Source organism: Streptomyces sp. NPDC001231 (assembly GCF_042896885.1).
Classification (GTDB): Bacteria; Actinomycetota; Actinomycetes; order Streptomycetales; family Streptomycetaceae; genus Streptomyces.
In genome coordinates, this window is the sequence record NZ_JBIAXS010000001.1 from 279909 (window position 1) to 296414 (window position 16506).

Genomic DNA, 16506 nt, shown 5'->3' on the forward strand with positions numbered 1-16506 from the left:
ACGGCAAGGGGGCTCCGGGAGGAACTCCGCCACGGAGGCGCGCCAGGCGGCAAAAGCCAAGTGGCACAAGGAAGCGGCTGACTCATGAGCAGATTAGCCTAACCCGCGCGTCCAGCCTGTTCCCAATCAGGGACGATTCAGACACCATCCACCTTATGTCCCGGCCCCATGTGATTCTTGACACAGCTTCGGATGAACGGGGCAACCACCGCCACCCAAGCATTGCCTTAAGCCTTGGCGAACGGCGTATGGTTGGCCGCGCCCGGGCCACCCTACGATGGCATTTGACTGTTGGATTACCGTGGTAAAACCAACGTCCTTTGACGTAAGGCGCACCGGCATGCCCCGGCCGCCTCGTGTGGCACGTCCGACCACTCCGCGCGCTCCTCGGTGCCTCGCCGAGGGCCACCCCGAAAGGGCTTCCTGCCGACCATGGACATACCTCCGCTCGCCGAAGTGCGCCGCCGCACTGAGAAGAAGCGGGACGCCTGGTGGACCGTTCTGCTCGTCGACCCGGTGGCCACGCCCCTGGTCCGGTGGACCGCCAAGTGGACCAGGGTCACTCCGAACCAGATCACCTGGGCCGCGCTCGTACTCGGCCTCGGAGCGGCCGCCTGCTTCGCCCAGGGCGGGTGGCTCTGGCTGATCGTCGGCGCGGTCGTGTACCACTGCAGCTTCATCCTGGACTGCATGGACGGGAAGCTCGCCCGGCTCACCGGCAACGGATCCGAGTTCGGCGCCTGGCTGGACTACGTCTTCGACCGCATCCGGGTCCTCGTCTGCGCCGTCGCCCTCATGGGCGGTCAGTACCACCAGACCGGCAACGTCGCGTACATCTGGCTGGCGCTGGCCGTCGTCTTCCTGGACATGCTCCGGTACATCGACGCCCTGCAGATCTACAAGGTCCGTCAGGGCATGCGGACCAAGCTCCAGCAGGCCGCGGCCGAGGTCGCCGAGGTGACCCAGGCGCCCGCGCCCCGCGTCGCCGCGGCCGCGCGCATCACCGCCGAGGCGAAGGACGAGGCCGTGGAGGCCGGCGAGGAGGAGAGCGCGGCCGACCAGCGCGCCGAGGAGCCCGCGGCCCCCGCCCTCGGGGTGGTCACGCAGCAGTCGTTCGTGCGCCGGTTCACGCGCTACAACCGCATCCGCGACCTCCTGATCAGCCACCGCATCCGCACCCACCTGGTCAGCGGCATCGAGTTCCAGATGGCGGTGTTCATCATCGGCCCGCTCGCCGGGGCGATCATGGGCGTGACGATCGGGGCCGGTGTCCTGCTGGTGCTCTTCGAACTCGCCATCATCTACAAGCTGATGCTCTCGACCCGCGACTTCGAGAACGCCATGGACTCGTACCGCCGTACCGCCGCGGCCGCCACAGCGGTAGCGGAGCCGGTCACCGCGTCCGTCCCCGTCAAGAGCTGACTCTCGCACGCGACCCACCGCGATGCCGGTCTCCTGAGCACGTCGGAGACCGGCATCGGCGTTTTTCCCGGCCGCGCGCCCGCAGGCATCGCCCCTCCCCCAGCACTGGAGCCCTCGGTGACGGACCAGTCCTCGTACGACGCCGCGCTCGTCGTGCCCTGCTTCGACGTGGCCGGGCACGTGCCCCGCTTCCTGGACTCGGTCGCCGCCCTCGACGGGTTCGACCGGACCCAGGTGATCCTCGTCGACGACGGATCGACCGACGGCACCCGCGAGCTGCTCGCCGCGTTCGCCGACCGCCATCCGCAGGCCGAGCTGATCACCCAGTCCAACGCGGGCCCCGGGGCGGCCCGCAACCGCGGGCTGCGCGAGGTCCGCGCCGCCCACGTCGCCTTCGCCGACGCGGACGACGTGATGGTGCCCGACGGGCTGTCCGCGATGCTGGCCTCGGCCCGCGGCAACGACGCCGACATGGTCGTCGCCGACTTCACCAATGTCCCGCTGCGCCCCTACGGCCGCTGGAAGCGGTACTTCGGAGACGGCGGCCGGTGCGTCGAGGACATCACCGAGTACCCGGACCTGGTGTTCTCGGCGAGCGTGTGGAACAAGCTGTTCTCCGTGCCGTTCCTGCGGCGTATCCGGGCGTCCTTCCCGGAGGGCGTGCTGTTCGAGGACGCCTGGTTCAGCGTTCCGGCGCTGCTGTCCGCGCGCCGCGTCAACCTGCTGGACCGCTCCGTCTACCTCTACCGGCAGCGCGGCGACGGTTCCTCGATCATGGACTCCCTGCGGGCCAACGCGGGCAACTACCGCGACCACCTCGACCTCAACCTGCACCTGCTCGACGTGGGCACGCGCCACGGACCCGGGGTGCGGCGGTTGATGGAGCGGTACGCCGCCTTCACCTATCTCGGCTTCCTCAGAAGGCTCTCCGAGGCGCCGCCGGAACTCGACGTCGCGGCACTCCTGCCCGACGTGGGCAGGCTCTACGAGGGCATCCGCGACGACGTACTGCGGGAGTTCGTCACCGGCCGCAGGGACGCGGCGCTACAGGCGGCGGCGAAGTCGGGCAGGCTCGGCGAGTGGCTCGCGGACCCCTGGCCCCTGCTGCCCGAGGGCGCTCGGCCGGCCGACCGCGTATGGCGGGAGCTGCCGCTGAATCCGGCCGTCGCCGCTCACGGCGACCCGCCCCGCTACCGGCTGAACGGCGACCGGGTCGAACTCACGGGCTCGATCGCCCCCGCCGACGGCGGCGGCTTCGGATCCCGATGGACCTCCAGTACGACGCCCGTCAGCGCGGTGCTGGACACGGCGGTGAGCCCGGCCCGCACCCACCGCGGTGTCGCTCTGCTGCAGACCCTGCCGGCGTCCACGGTCAACGTGGCCACCCTGCAGATCTCGCGGGGCGGCGTGCTGGCCCTGTCACTGCCCCGCTTGGAGGCCCTGCCGGGCTGGGTCGACCTGTCGGCGATGGCATGGCCGCTGCCGGAGCCGGAGCCGGTGGAACGACCGGCGCCGGCACCGTGAAGCCGGTCTACGAGGCGAAGGGGTCGAACCCTTCGTACCCCTGCTCCGCCTCGTCCCGCTCGGCCTGCCGGTTCCGGCGCCGCTGGGCGGCCGGACGCGGCGCCTCGAAGCGGTGGTCCTCGCCACGGCGCCCCAGCATCTCCGCGCCCGCCGTGACCGACGGCTCCCAGTCGAAGACGACCGCGTTGTCCTCGGGTCCGATGGCGACGCCGTCGCCGGACCGGGCGCCCGCCTTCATCAACGCCTCCTCGACACCGAGGCGGTTGAGCCGGTCGGCGAGGTAACCGACCGCCTCGTCGTTGTTGAAGTCGGTCTGGCGCACCCAGCGTTCGGGCTTCTCGCCACGGACACGGAAGAGGCCGTCGTCCTCGCGGACGGCGGTGAAGCCGGCGTCGTCCACCGCCTTCGGGCAGATGACGATCCGGGTCGCCTCCTCCTTCGGACGTGCGGCACGCGCGTTCGCGACCAGTTCGGCGAGCGCGTAGGACAGCTCCTTGAGTCCCGTGCGCGCCACCGCCGACACCTCGAAGACGCGGTAGCCGCGGGCCTGGAGATCGGGCCGGACCATCTCGGCGAGGTCCTTGCCGTCGGGCACGTCGATCTTGTTCAGGACCACGATGCGCGGGCGGTTGTCGAGACCGCCGTACTGCCGCAGCTCCTCCTCGATGACGTCGAGGTCGGAGACCGGGTCGCGGTCGGACTCCAGGGTCGCCGTGTCCAGCACGTGCACGAGTACGCTGCACCGCTCCACGTGGCGCAGGAACTCCAGTCCCAGGCCCTTGCCCCGGCTGGCGCCCGGAATGAGTCCGGGCACGTCGGCGATGGTGTAGACGGTCGAACCGGCCGTCACCACGCCCAGGTTGGGCACCAGGGTGGTGAACGGGTAGTCGGCGATCTTCGGCTTGGCGGCGGAGAGGACGGAGATCAGAGAGGACTTTCCGGCACTCGGGTAGCCGACCAGCGCCACGTCGGCGACGGTCTTCAGCTCCAGGACGATGTCCTGGAGGTCCCCCGGCTCGCCCAGCAGCGCGAAGCCGGGCGCCTTGCGCCGGGCGGAGGCCAGCGCCGCGTTGCCCAGGCCGCCCCGGCCGCCCTGCGCGGCGATGAACGAGGTGCCGTGGCCGACCAGGTCGGCGAGCACGTTGCCCTGCTTGTCCAGGACCACCGTGCCGTCCGGCACCGCCAGCACCAGGTCCTCGCCGTCCTTGCCGGAGCGGTTGCCGCCCTCGCCGGGCTTGCCGTTGGTGGCCTTGCGGTGCGGGGAGTGGTGGTACTCGAGCAGCGTCGTGACGGACTGGTCGACGGTGAGGATCACGTCGCCGCCGCGCCCGCCGTTGCCGCCGTCCGGGCCGCCCAGCGGCTTGAACTTCTCACGGTGCACGGAGGCACAGCCGTGGCCTCCGTTACCCGCGGCGACGTGCAGTTCGACGCGGTCCACGAAGGTGGTCATGGTGTGTGCCTCCAGCACTGCGCAAATGTACGGATGTGGTTACTGCGTAACACGCGAAAGGCGGACCCGCCTTCCCGCCGGGGAAGTGAGGTCCGCCTCGCGAAGAATTCCGATCAGGCGACCGGAACGATGTTCACGACCTTGCGGCCACGGCTGGTGCCGAACTCCACCGCACCGGCCTGCAGCGCGAACAGCGTGTCGTCGCCGCCACGGCCGACGCCGGCGCCCGGGTGGAAGTGGGTGCCGCGCTGGCGGACCAGGATCTCACCCGCGTTGACGACCTGACCGCCGAAGCGCTTCACGCCGAGCCGCTGGGCATTGGAGTCGCGACCGTTCCGGGTGGACGATGCGCCCTTCTTGTGTGCCATGTCTCCTCAGTCCCTTACTTCGCAGCCGCGGGGATCGACGTGACCTTGATCGCCGTGTACTGCTGGCGGTGGCCCTGCCGACGGCGGTAGCCGGTCTTGTTCTTGTAGCGCAGAATGTCGATCTTCTGGCCCTTGTGGTGGTCCACGACCTCGGCCTGGACCTTGATGCCGGCCAGCACCCACGGGTCGCTGGTCACAGCGTCGCCGTCGACAACGAGCAGGGTCGAGAGCTCGACCGTGTCGCCAACCTTGGCAGTGGAAATCTTGTCAACCTCAACGATGTCGCCGACAGCAACCTTGTGCTGGCGACCACCGCTGCGCACGATGGCGTACACGCGGATCTCACTCTCTCGCTCGGAACGGCATCCCCGCAGTCCAGCCGCCCCGCGACACGCGCGAACGGCCTCTCCCGGCCACGGCCCGTGCGGGCCCGTTCCCGGGAGGAAGAGGTTTACGGGGATGAGACGCATCTGGCGACACGCCGACGGTCAAGGTTACGGGGCCCGGCTTGAGGGGTCAAACCGGGCCCCGTCTCATCTTCTGCCGACCAGTCCTACCCCTCGCCGGCGTCCAATCGGCGAGGTTCCGCCTGGATGCCGTGCAGCCGGGCGACCGCGACGACTCCCTCCACCGCGTCCGTCAGCGAGGCCTGAAGCCTGCGCAGCTCAGGAACACGCCGTTCGATGTCCGGAGCGGCGGCCACCGCCCGCCAGGCGGAGTGATACGCCTCCTCCAGCGGCAGGACAGCCTCCACGATCCCGACACGCGCGTCCAATGAGAGTCCGGCCCGCCCCTGCATGCCCATGCTGAGCTGGGCCTGCACGGAGATGAGGTCGCCGACCAGCCGCGTATGCGCCACCCCTACCTTCCTGCTCAGCAGGATCTCGGCGAGAACCGCGTTACGGTGCTCTTGTTCCTCGGTCAAGACGCTCCCTATCCCAGTGTCTTCTTCAAGGCCAGCATGCCTCGCGCGCCCGGAGGAATGTCCACGCCGCCGGCTCTGAGGATGCCCACGCAGTATGTGACGCAACTGTTGTGGATTCCGTCGTAGGCGTCGAGGTCCGCGCCGATGGAGTCCTCCTGAGCCTTCAACGCCGCTCGGACGTTGGGCAGCCGGAACGTGCGCTCGATCGTGTTCGGCCCCAGGGGCTCGGCGACAGCAGCGCTGGTGGGGTAGCCGTTGGGGCTCTCCGGAGGTCCGCCCCAGCCGTTCACCACCTGCTCCGTCTCCACCGCCTTGCCGCCGTCGGGCTCCACCCTGATCGTCGCGTGCTCCATGTCCGGGTCCCAGCGCACCGTCGCCGTGCCGTCGCAGTTGTGCACCAGCAGTGGCGTGCGGCCCGCCAGGACGTAGTAGGCGTGGATCCCGGTGACCGTGAGGTCGTGTGTCCGCTGTCGTTCCTCGAACAGTCGGATCGCCGTCAGCTCGACACTCTCGCCAGACGCCGTGCGCAGCTTCATGCCGGGCTCAAGGTCGCCCGCCTTGATCCACTCGCCCTTCGACTCCACCCAGAACGGATGGGTCGTCGTGGCGATCAGCGCCTCCGGTTTGCCCGCCTTGCCCTTGATCGCGAGATCGGCGAAGGATTTGTCGTCCTCGGTGACAATGGTGCCGGCGATCTCCCGGACCACCGTCTTGCCGGTTTTCGCGTCGGTTGTGACGACCTTGTCGCCGAGACGTACCTTCTGGATGGGCTTGGTACTGCCGTCGGCCAGCAAGACCTTCGTGCCGGGGAGGAAGCTGTGGCACTCGGGGTCGGACTTCTTGCTCTTCTTTAGGGCCTCCGCCGCCTTCTTTCTGGCGTCCGCCAGTTTGTCCACGGCCTTGGCCAGGCCGGCCTTCGCCTTGCCGACCGCCTTGTTCGCCTTCCAGAGGTCCTTCACGCCGCCGATCAGGGTGCCGACCAGGCCCTTGACGCGTTTGGCGAGCTTCCACCCCTTCATCCAGTTCCAGGGCGTGCCGTACTTGGCCAGGACCTTGCCCGCCAGGCCGCCCGCGAAGCTGCCGGCGATGTTCAGCAGCGTCTCGCCGCAGGCGCCGACGTCACCGGTGGAGATGCAGTCCAGGGCCGCGTCGACGCCGAGGATGTCCCGGACGATCTTGACGAGCGCCTTGCCCGCGGACTTGATGCGCTGCTTGGCCGCGGACTGCTGGGACTGTGCCGCCGCCACATTCGAGGCGGCCTTGCTGACCCCCGACTGGGCCTCCGAGACCTTGTCCTTGTTGATGACGGGCTTGCCACCGCTGCACTCGATCAGCCCCTCCCAGCACTCCGGGATGATCATGCCGCTGGGGTCCGCGTGCGTGACCGGGGAGTTGTTGGCGTAGGCGTAGCCGTTGATCTGCTGCGGCTGTGTGTAGTCGATGATCGGATCGACCGAGATGAACTTGCCTATCTGGGCGTCGTACTCCCGTGCCCCCAGATGCGTCAGCCCTGTCGAGGCGTCGATCGTGCCGCCGACGAAGCCCTTCTCCCCCGGCCAGGTGCCGGTCTTCTCACCGCGCTCCACTCCGAAGGGGTCGAAGCGCCGCTGGGAGACCGCGCCGGTCACCGCGTCGATCGCCAGCTCGCCCGTGCCGTGGTGGTCGGAGGCGACGAAGGACAGCTTGCCGCCGGTACGCACCGCGACCGTCTGGCCGGCGTACTCGTAATAGCGGGTGGCCTCCTTCTTCGTGCCGCCGGCCGACAGCTTCAACTCGGTGCCCGGCAGATACACGGTGGTGCCGGAGGAGTCCTTGCGGACGAGGCGGTTGCCGGAGCCGTCGTACAGGTACGAGGTCTTCGAGCCGCTCGCCTCGGTGACCTCGCTGAGCTTGCCCGTGTCCGTCCAGACCAGCGTCTGCGCGTTGCCGCCGATCGTGCGCTTGGTGGTGTTGCCGGAGGCGTCGTACTCGTACGTCGACTGCCGGTCCCCCGTCGGGGTCTTCTCCACCACCTTCGTGACCTGGTGCGGGCCGCTGCCCTGGGCGCCCGCGCCGCCGTACTCGTAGCCGCGGGTGATGTTCTTCGCGGCGACCAGGCCGGTGTCGTGGATCGTCTCGGAGACCCGGTTCCCGATGGCGTCGGTCTCGTACGACTTCCAGTACGGGGCCGGGCCGCCGAGCGCCTTCGCACCCGGAGCGCTCTCGCACGCCTTCGGGCCTGTGCCCTCCACCGGCGCGACGGACCCACGCGAACCCGTGCCGGCCGCGTCGGCCGCCGACGACGCCGGTGTCCACGCGTCCGCCAGCCGCTGCCGGCTGTCGTAGGCGAAGCACTGCACGTCCGGCGAGACGGAGTTCGCCGTGTCCGCGATGGACAGGACGTTGCCCGCCTGGTCGTAGGAGTAGTTCGACTCCTTGGCCGGGGCGGTCGCGCCGTAGACGTCGACCACCGAGCGGGTCAGCCGGTCGGTGCCCGTCTCGTAGTCGAAGGTCTGCCAGACCTTCTTGCCGCTGCCCGTGAACAGCTCCAGCTGCTGGAGCCGGCTGTTCTTCGAGTAGACGGTGTTGGTGACGTACGACGTGGTGCCCTTCATCGCCGTCGGGCGCTGCAGCTCGTCGTAGGTGTAGGTCAGCGCCTCCGCCGGCAGGTCGCCGATGGCGGGCAGGCCGGTGGACTGCAGGGTGCCGTCACGGTTGTACGCCGATGTGAACTCGTACGTGCCGGCGAGATCACCCTGGGAGGCGGGCACCTGGTACGCCGTCTTCAGCGGGCGGTAGAAGTCGTCCATCGACTTGACGGCGCTCGCGAAGTACTCCGTCGGCGAGATGTAGCTCAGGAAGCCGTAAGCCTGACCGAGCCATTCGGCCCGGTCGTACTTCGTCTCGGTCAGCTTCGTGCCGGTGCCGGCGTCGCCCTGCCAGGTCGACACCACCCGGCCGAGCTTGTCGTAGACCGTGGACGTCTTCTTGTTGCGGCCGTCCCAGGAGGCGACCGGCCGGTCCAGTTCGTCGTACTCCGCGCGCGAGGTGCCGGCGTCGGGGTCGACGGACTTCGTCTGGCGGCCCAGCTGGTCGTACTCGTACCGCCACACGTTGTCCTTGGAGTCGGTGACCGTCTCCAGCCTGCCCGCGGGCGTGTAGGTGTACTTCGTCGCGTCGTAGGGCACGCCCGCGCTCGGTGAGGAGCCCCGGTAGTGCCGGATCTCGGCGGTGTTGCCCTGGCCGTCCGTGATCGTCGTGGTGGGCACACCGCCGGTCGGCGGGTCGACGTGGGTCAGCTCGCCGTCGTACCTGGTCGTGGTGCGCCACTGCTCGGCACCCCCGACCGCGAAGATCTGAGCCGTGGTCCGGCCCAGGCCGTCGTACTCCAGCAGACTCTGCGCGCCGACCTCGCCGTTGCGGACGGACAGCAGCTCGTCGGACGGGGAGCCCGCCGCGTTGTAGGTGGAGTTGGTCTTCTTGATGTTGCCGGTGCCGTCGTAGAACGTGTCGGCGACCATGCGGGTGCCGTTCGCGCCCTCGGTCTGGATCTGCCGGGGCCTGAGCAGGCTGTCGTAGAGCTGGTACTCGGCGCCGTAGGAGCCGTCGTTCTCGATCTTCTCCGTCCTGATCGAGGTGACCTTGTCCTTGCGGACGTTGTACGAGTACTTGATGCTCGGCGTCTGCTTGCTGGTCCGGTCGGGCAGCCACACCGAGGTCAGGCGGCCCAGCGCGTCGTAGGCGAGGTCCGTCCGCTTGCCGTTCGGGTCGGTCTGGCCGGCCGACATGCCCCAGGCCGGGGCGTAGTCGGTGGTCGTGACGTGGTCGAACGCGTTGGTGAAGACCGTCTTCGTCAGCAGGCCGTTGGTCTCGGTGTACCCGATCCTCGTCGGGTTCTGCTGGGCGTCCCTCTGCAGCGTCGGGCGGCCGAACGAGTCGTAGGTCGTGGTGCCGGTGACCTGGTACGTCGCCGTGGTGCCGTTGTGCGCGGTCAGCCGCTCGGTCTTGGTCGCGTCGCCCTTGGTGGGAGCCGCGCCGAACGCCCCGCTGTCGTACGACGTGCGCTCGTCCGCCAGGACCTGCGTCCTGCGGTCCGGTGTCGCCGAACAGCGGACGGAGACGGCCTCGCTGCGCGCGGGCAGCGAGAGGATGTTCTTCGCCGTGTTGTCCGCGTACGTGGTACGGGTGCAGCTGTCGTCCTTGGTGGTGGACACGTCGCCCTGGTCGTCGACCTGCAGGACCCGGCCGGTGCGGTTGGCCGTGTCGTACGTCGTCGTCGACTTGGTCTCGCGCCAGGTGCCGTCGGCCTTCAGGTCGAAGCCGCGGCCGACCTGGGTCCGGACGATCGCCGCACGGGTGGTGCCCCAGCTCCTGGTCTGGGTGGCCGTGTAGTGCTTCCACGGCGTCTGGATCGTCTTGGAGACGAGCTTGTCACCGTCGTAGGCGGCCGTCTCCAGCTCGTGGCCGGTGAACTCCTCCGCGTCCGTGTACTCGGCGCCGGTGGAGTCCTTCACCTTCACGGACCGGGCGCTGCCGTCGGCGGCCTTGTCCCCGTCCATGCCCTGCAGGAACGTGTAGTCGACCCGCGTGCTCTGCTTGTCGGACGTGCCGCTGGTGACCTTGACCTTGCCGTAGCCCTGCCAGCCGCCCCAGGTCAGGTACTTGTCGTCGGTGATGCCGTCCGGCTTGGCCTTACGCCAGGCAGCGTCGCCCTGGTAGGTGTAGCGGGTGACCATCGAGTCGCTGCCGCCGGTGCGGTCGGTCTCGATGACCGCCGCGACGACGTACTTGTGGAACCAGTCCGTGATCGGGTCCACGTAGCCGGGCGGGGCCCACTTCACCGGGTAGCAGCGCTTGGTGGACTCGCCCGGCTTGGGCAGCGCGCTCTTGGCGCAGTCGGTGGGCGCGTAGTTCACGTCGAGCTGGGCGCCGGTCTCGCTCAGGACCGCCGAGAGCCGGAACCGGTGGAAGGGCGCGATGTTGTCACCGATCGCGTCCACGCGGTTGGCGAGCTGCTCGCCGAACAGGTCCACCGTCGGCAGTTTCACGGCCGTGCCCGCGCGGCCCTCGTGCTCGATCTTCGAAAGCCACAGCGTCTTGGAGTCGTCGCCGTTGTCGGTGAACAGGTGGGTGAAGGTCCAGGCGTCCACGTCCGTGTAGGAGGTGGCGTCCTTGCGCATCTGCGTGACGATCGACGTCAGCCGCTTGGTGGTCCAGAAGGTCTGGACGGGGACGGTGCACTTGGTGCCGGACTTGCACTCCTGGTCGACCGGGACGTCCGGCCAGTGGGCGGCGTTCGCCTTGGTGCGCTTGCTCTCCGCGCAGTCGAAGCCGTCGGTGGGCAGGCAGCGTTCGGCGGTGTTGAAGACGACTCGGGCCGGGGCCTTCGCCGCGTAGACCTTGCCGTCCGTCTGGCCGTAGTCGATGCGCTTGAGGTAGCCGCCGCGGTGGTACGCGGTGCCGTTGACGTCCGTCTTGCCGTTGAGCGCGTAGTAGTTGGTCTCGCGGTCGTAGAAGTAGGACATCACGTTGCCGTGCGTGTCCTTGACGTAGTCCAGGCTCCAGCGCCACGCCTGCTGGCAGTGAGCGCTCGCGAAGGTGGCGTTGTAGCAGGGCTCACCGGAGTCGTCGCCGAAGACCGGGGCCGTCCAGACGGAGTTGGTCTCCTCGTTTCCGGCGGCCCAGCCCGGCAGCCGGTTCAGGCCGAAGTAGTACTCGGTGCCCTCGGGTGTGGTGACCTTCCAGTGCTCGCCCTTGTCGCCCGAGCCTCCCTCGTCGCCGTTGGTGGCGCCGGTCAGCTTCTCGACCTTCGTGCCGTCGTCGGCCGACAGGTGCCAGTCACCCGTGGTGTCGTCCTTGACCAGCTCGCCGGACATGCCGTTGAGCATGATCGTGGCGTTGTCGAACGCCCAGCACTGCTCGCCGGAGTTGCTGTGTCCGTCGTCGGAACACGGCTTGTAACGGCGCTCGATGTAGCCGGGGTCGTACGAGAAGCCCTCGCCGATCCAGGAGCCCTGGTTGTTGGTGGCCGAGGTGCGTCCGTCCGCCGACTGGGAGGAGTAGCCGAGGCCCACGGTGGGGACCATGCCGCCCGGGGTCGGGACCGTGCGCAGCGGGTAGTTCCAGTTGAAGGCGCCCGAGGAAGTGGACACGTTCCAACTGGCCGACGGTGAAAGGGCGGTGGCCGCGTATGTGCCCTGCGCGCCCGAGGGTCCCGCCGCGACCGCCACCAGGGAGGTCGCCGTGGCCGCCATGGTGGAGACGCCCTCGGCGGGGGCCGGGGCGGCGGTCACGTCGGCGGAGACGGTACCGGTCCGCACGTCGTTCACCGTGGGCAGCACCTTGGGCTGCTCGGGACAGTCCTCGCTGCCGGGGGTGGCGACCGCAGCGCAGGCCGGCAGCTGGAGGAGTTGCAGGCGGGAGGCGTAGGAGCCGCCGAAGCCCTCGGCGAACTCGGAATAGTCGACGGTGAGACGAACCTTGGCGGATGTGTCGCCGCCGTCGGCACGCTGGACGTCGAGGAGTACGCCGGCGCCGAGCTTCGCCGCCCGGTGCGGGTCGAGGACGTCGACGCGCACCTTGCCCGGTGCCCCGGTGTCCTGGGCGCGGGCAGCGGGCCCGGCCTTGCCACTGCCGTGGGTTCCGGTCTCGCGGACCGTGACCGGCAGGCCGCCCGCTTCCGCGGTCGCCCCCAGCCTCACCTCGGCGCCGCCCTGCCGGGGCCACACCGCCCTGTCGAGCCCCACGACCGCGGCCTTGCGCGCCGGATCGGTGGGGCGGGGCTTGGACTTGGCGGCGAATCCCTTGGCGGGATCCCCGTCGTCCTGGACACCGGGGCGGCTGGTGCGGCCCCGGTTGCCGTCGTCGAACGCCACTGCCTGGACCGACGACGCGGACAGTGCGAGCGAGAGCCCGAACACCGTCACGGCGACCGCCCGTCCGGGCATGCGGCGGCTCAGTGAGCGGCCACGGAATAACATCGGACAACTCCCTGGTCGGAGGAGAGAGCCGCCGGCGTCCCCGAGGGTCCGGCGGGCTCGTGAGGGGCCGGGGTGCCGGACGGCGTGCGTCCGGGCACCCCGGGACATGAAGTGGCGCGGTGCGTCACATGTCGGGCAGCGCCGTCAGCGCGGCCATCTGCTGCACCGCCACCTGGTCGGCCGCCCCGCTGTAGACACGCACCTCGTCGATGGCGCCGGCGAAGTACTCGTTCGCCCCGCGCAGCGCGCGGCCCACCTGCAGACCGCCGGTGGCGGGCCACAGGGTGTCGTCCGTGCCGTGGGCACCGGCGACGAGCTGGCCCTGGACGTACAGCCGGACCGAGTTGGCGAAGGCGTCGTAGACGACCGCCAGGTGCTGGCCCGAGCCGCCGGTGTCGGGCAGTTCCTGGTCGTCGGTGAAGGTGACGACCTCCGCGTCGGCGGCGTCGGTGGTGGCGACGGCGAGTTCCCACTGGCCGGTGGCCGCCTGGTAGCGGACCTGGACGCGGTTGGCCTTCGCGCCCGGCAGCGACAGCACCGTCTGCGACTTCTCCGGGTCCAGCGAGGAGAGCTGGGCGCGGGCGGTCACGGTGAAGCTGCTGTTCCCGGTGACCGGGGCGGTCGTGGTCGACGCGTAGTCGCCGTCGCCGTCCAGCACCAGGTTGCCGTCGCCGACCAGCGCGGCGATGTCGAACAGCGGGTCGACCGGGCGGTAGATGGAGGCGTCGCCCGCCAGGGTGAGCGCCTGGCCGCCGCCGGTCTCGGCGGAGGCACCGCCGGTGGCGTCGTCGAGCTGCCAGTAGCCCTTGCGTTCGGGTTTGACCGTCATCAGCTCGGCGACCTGGGCCGCCGGCAGGACCCGGTCGAAGACACGGACCTCGGCGAGGTCGCCCGTGAAGTGGTCGCGGTAGCCGCTCTTGGCCGTGGCGCGGCCGATCTGCAGCGGACCGTACGACTTCCAGGTGGACCGCCGCTGGGCGACGCCCTTGGAGTCCTTGTTGACGTAGAGGCGCAGCTCGGGGCCGCCGCTCTTCTGCGCGTCGTACACACCGGTCAGCAGGACCCACTGGTCCTTGACCACGGTCAGTCCGGTGGAGACGGCCTTCCACTCGCCGAGCGAGTCCACGTCGTTGACCGGGACGGAGAACTTCCAGGTCTGCGCGGACGCGTCGTAGCCGAAGGTGAAACCGGGTTCGCCGGTGCCGTCCTGGCTGACGACCGCCATGTCACGGCCCAGTGCGGTGGGCCGTACCCAGGCGCTGACGCTGAAGCTCTTGGCGGTGTCGAGCACGGTCTCGTTCGTATCGAGGTACGACTCGGGGGTGCCGTCGAAGTGCGCCGCGCTGTCCGCCTTCCCGCCGGGGCCGTCCACGCCGAACGTGACGGCGTTGCCCGCGGTCGCCGCGTACTGGCCGCTCTCCTCGTTGGCCTCCGTGCTGCCCGGCTCGTCGGCGAGGTTCCACTGGCCGGTGACCGGCTTGCCCTCGCTCACCAGGAACTCGTAGTGGGCCTTGCTGCTGGAGTGCGCGGCCTTGTCGACCGCGACGACGTCGACCCAGTGCCGCCCGGAACGGGTCGGCATCCACGACACGCTGACGGAGCCCCCGGCCTTGCTCGGAGTGAGGGCGGTCGTCGGGTCGGCGGTGCCGTCGAAGGCGTAGAGGTACTTGACGACGTCGGTGTCCGGGACCGAGTCGTTCGGGTTGGGCGCGAAGGTGAAGGTGCCGTAGGTGCCCACGCCGTCGTGGTAGACGGTGTCGGACGGGTACTCCTTGGACACGACGACCGGCTTTCCGGGCCACGTCTTGTCGTAGATGAACTCGCAGCGCTGCGCCGGGTCGCCCTCCCAGCTCCACGGGCCGTAGCCGTCACCGTCGTAGGCCCGGGCGCTCCAGTAGACGACGGTGTTCTGCGGGATCGTCGACTTGACGGTGTGGGTGAACTTGGTGCTGCTCGTCGGGGAGAGCCAGTCCGGTGTGGTGTAGCTGTAGGACTTGGCCTCCTTCGTGGTGGGGTCGGTCCACTCCACCTTGAACTCGACCTTCACCTTGTCGGTCTGGCCGTTGCCGTGGTCCGGGTCGCTCGCGATGGCCTGGAGTTTCGGCGGCACGTCGGTGTACGGCCGGCCGGAGCCCCACTTGCACAGGCCGCCCGGGTCGGTGAACATGTCGGACGTCTTGATCTGCCGCGGCAGGTTGTTGTACTGGATCGACAGGTAGGCGTTGCCGCAGATCCGCTTCCACTCGGCGAAGCGGGTCTCGTCGGCCGCCCTGAGACCCAGCGTCATCGAGGTCCAGCCGTCGGCGGCGGCCGTCTTGATCTGGCTGGTCAGCGCGCCGCTCGCCCCGCTCTCGAAGTGCAGGTTGGCCTGACTGGAGCAGGAGGTCGGGGAGATCGCCTTGTCGACGGTCTGCAGGTTGCTGTCCCAGTGGTCCTTGGTGTTGGACCAGTTGCTGGACGACGTGATCGTGTGGTTCTTGCCGCCGACCCGGTACAGCCGGATGGGCTCCGCGGTCGGAGAGGCGCTGTAGATGTGCTCGACCCGGGCGGAGAAGGTCGCGCCCAGGATCTGCTTCCCCTTGTAGTAGGAGAGCGGCATGGTGAACAGCACACGGCGGACGCCGACTCCGTTGCAGGAGACCGGGCTGTAGTCGGTGGGGCACCGGCCGACGCCCGCGCTGCCCGAGTACTTCCAGTCCTGCTCGTTCGGCATCCCCGACATGACGCCGGTCCACGCGGTGCGTGAGGTGGTGCGCTGGATCGGGTCGATGACGACGGGGAAGACGGTGCCCGCGTCCTTGAGGAAGCCCTGGTCGGGGATGAGGCTCAGCTTGCCCTTGCCGACCTCGACGTCCAGCGGCGCCACGCGTCCGCCGCCGCCCGGGCCTTCGAGGGCTGCCTTCGGGGCCTGACGTGCTCCGGGGTCGCCGGTCGGGGCCGCCGTGGCGGCGCCGTCGGTCCGGTCCGCCGCGCCGGCCTCCTGTGTCCCGACGGCCGCGGCGGGCCGGTCTGCCCCGGCCGCCGCGGACTTCAGGGCCTTCGCGACGGCCTTGGGGCCCTGCGCTCCGGCGGCGGCCTCCGCGACGGCGGCCGAGTCCCACATGGCGGGCTTTCCGGCCTGGAACACGGTGCCGCCCACCGCGGAGTCCTCGGCGGTGAGCGCGCCGGAGGGGTCCTCGGTGACCTTCAGGCCGTCCGTGGTCAGGCCCAGATCGACCCTGGCCAGCTTCGGGTTCGCCGCCGCTTCCGGTGTCCTGACCACCAGCAGGTGGCCGAAGCCGTCGGGCTCGGCGCGGACGGTCAGGTCGACTCCGGGCAGGGCGTCGGTGTAGGTGGCGGTGTCCCCCTCGACCCGCGGCGCCGGCAGTTCGCCGTACGGCCAGGTCAGGGCGAACTCACGGCCCGCCCGTCGCATCGTCACGAAGGGCTTGTCCGCCTGCCCGGTGGAGAAGTTGAGGTCGACCGTGGTGGCCCTGGGCCCCCAGCTGCCGTCGGCCCGCTTCACCAGGGTGGCATCGATGTCCACCCACGTGCCGTCCCGGACCGTGCGGACCGGTTCGGTGTACTCACGGGCCGTGAAGGTTCCGTCGGGCTCGGCGAAGATCTCCCTGCGCTCGGTGCGCAGTCCGACGGCCTCGGACTTCTTGCCGCTCTTCCTGGCCATGGCCAGGGCCTGCTGTTCGGTCTGCGCCGGCTGGTCGGCGGCGACCGGGGCCTGGTCGCGCCCCGGGTCTCCACCACCCTTCGGCAGGACGGCCAGGCTGCCCGCCACCACCGCGCCGGTGACGGCGGCCGCCACGGCGGCACGCAGCAGCACGGCTCGCCGTATCGGTCTCTGTCTGTCTGCGGACACGCGTC

At 69.8% G+C, this 16506-nt stretch carries 8 protein-coding genes; 2 read left to right on the forward strand and 6 right to left on the reverse strand.

Going from position 1 to position 16506, the window contains the following annotated elements; translation table 11 throughout:
- Positions 1-432 precede the first annotated feature (432 nt).
- The gene (locus tag ACFY3J_RS01290; RefSeq protein WP_384173096.1) at positions 433-1422 is read left to right on the forward strand and encodes a CDP-alcohol phosphatidyltransferase family protein; all 990 of its coding nucleotides are present in this window, start codon (positions 433-435) and stop codon (positions 1420-1422) included.
- Between the two features lie 117 nt (positions 1423-1539).
- Positions 1540-2946: a glycosyltransferase family 2 protein gene (locus ACFY3J_RS01295; protein ID WP_384173093.1), complete on the forward strand. Its 1407-nt coding sequence runs from the start codon at positions 1540-1542 to the stop codon at positions 2944-2946.
- Between the two features lie 7 nt (positions 2947-2953).
- Here the strand turns inward: ACFY3J_RS01295 and obgE are convergent, their stop codons facing one another.
- From obgE to ACFY3J_RS01325, 6 genes are all read right to left on the reverse strand, one after another.
- The gene (gene obgE, locus ACFY3J_RS01300) at positions 2954-4396 is read right to left on the reverse strand and encodes a GTPase ObgE (RefSeq protein ID WP_390839750.1); all 1443 of its coding nucleotides are present in this window, start codon (positions 4394-4396) and stop codon (positions 2954-2956) included.
- Between the two features lie 113 nt (positions 4397-4509).
- Positions 4510-4764: a 50S ribosomal protein L27 gene (rpmA, locus tag ACFY3J_RS01305; RefSeq protein ID WP_030051735.1), complete on the reverse strand. Its 255-nt coding sequence runs from the start codon at positions 4762-4764 to the stop codon at positions 4510-4512.
- A 14-nt stretch (positions 4765-4778) separates the two neighbouring features.
- On the reverse strand, positions 4779-5099 hold the full coding sequence (gene rplU, locus ACFY3J_RS01310; protein WP_030749991.1) for a 50S ribosomal protein L21: 321 nt from the start codon (positions 5097-5099) through the stop codon (positions 4779-4781).
- A gap of 218 nt (positions 5100-5317) precedes the next feature.
- On the reverse strand, positions 5318-5689 hold the full coding sequence (locus tag ACFY3J_RS01315; RefSeq protein ID WP_384173086.1) for a hypothetical protein: 372 nt from the start codon (positions 5687-5689) through the stop codon (positions 5318-5320).
- A gap of 8 nt (positions 5690-5697) precedes the next feature.
- Positions 5698-12615 carry a polymorphic toxin-type HINT domain-containing protein gene (locus tag ACFY3J_RS01320; RefSeq protein ID WP_390839752.1) on the reverse strand — a complete coding sequence of 2306 codons (6918 nt, stop codon included), beginning with the start codon at positions 12613-12615 and terminating at the stop codon, positions 5698-5700.
- A 157-nt stretch (positions 12616-12772) separates the two neighbouring features.
- On the reverse strand, positions 12773-16501 hold the full coding sequence (locus ACFY3J_RS01325; RefSeq protein ID WP_390839754.1) for a LamG domain-containing protein: 3729 nt from the start codon (positions 16499-16501) through the stop codon (positions 12773-12775).
- Positions 16502-16506: the final 5 nt, after the last annotated feature.

Excerpts from the sequence above, each read along its gene's own strand:
- ACFY3J_RS01320 (WP_390839752.1), bottom strand. The coding sequence starts at position 12,615 with ATGCCCGGACGGGCGGTCGCCGTGACGGTGTTCGGGCTCTCGCTCGCA.
- ACFY3J_RS01290 (WP_384173096.1), top strand. The coding sequence starts at position 433 with ATGGACATACCTCCGCTCGCCGAAGTGCGCCGCCGCACTGAGAAGAAG.
- rpmA (WP_030051735.1), bottom strand. The coding sequence starts at position 4,764 with ATGGCACACAAGAAGGGCGCATCGTCCACCCGGAACGGTCGCGACTCC.
- obgE (WP_390839750.1), bottom strand. The coding sequence starts at position 4,396 with ATGACCACCTTCGTGGACCGCGTCGAACTGCACGTCGCCGCGGGTAAC.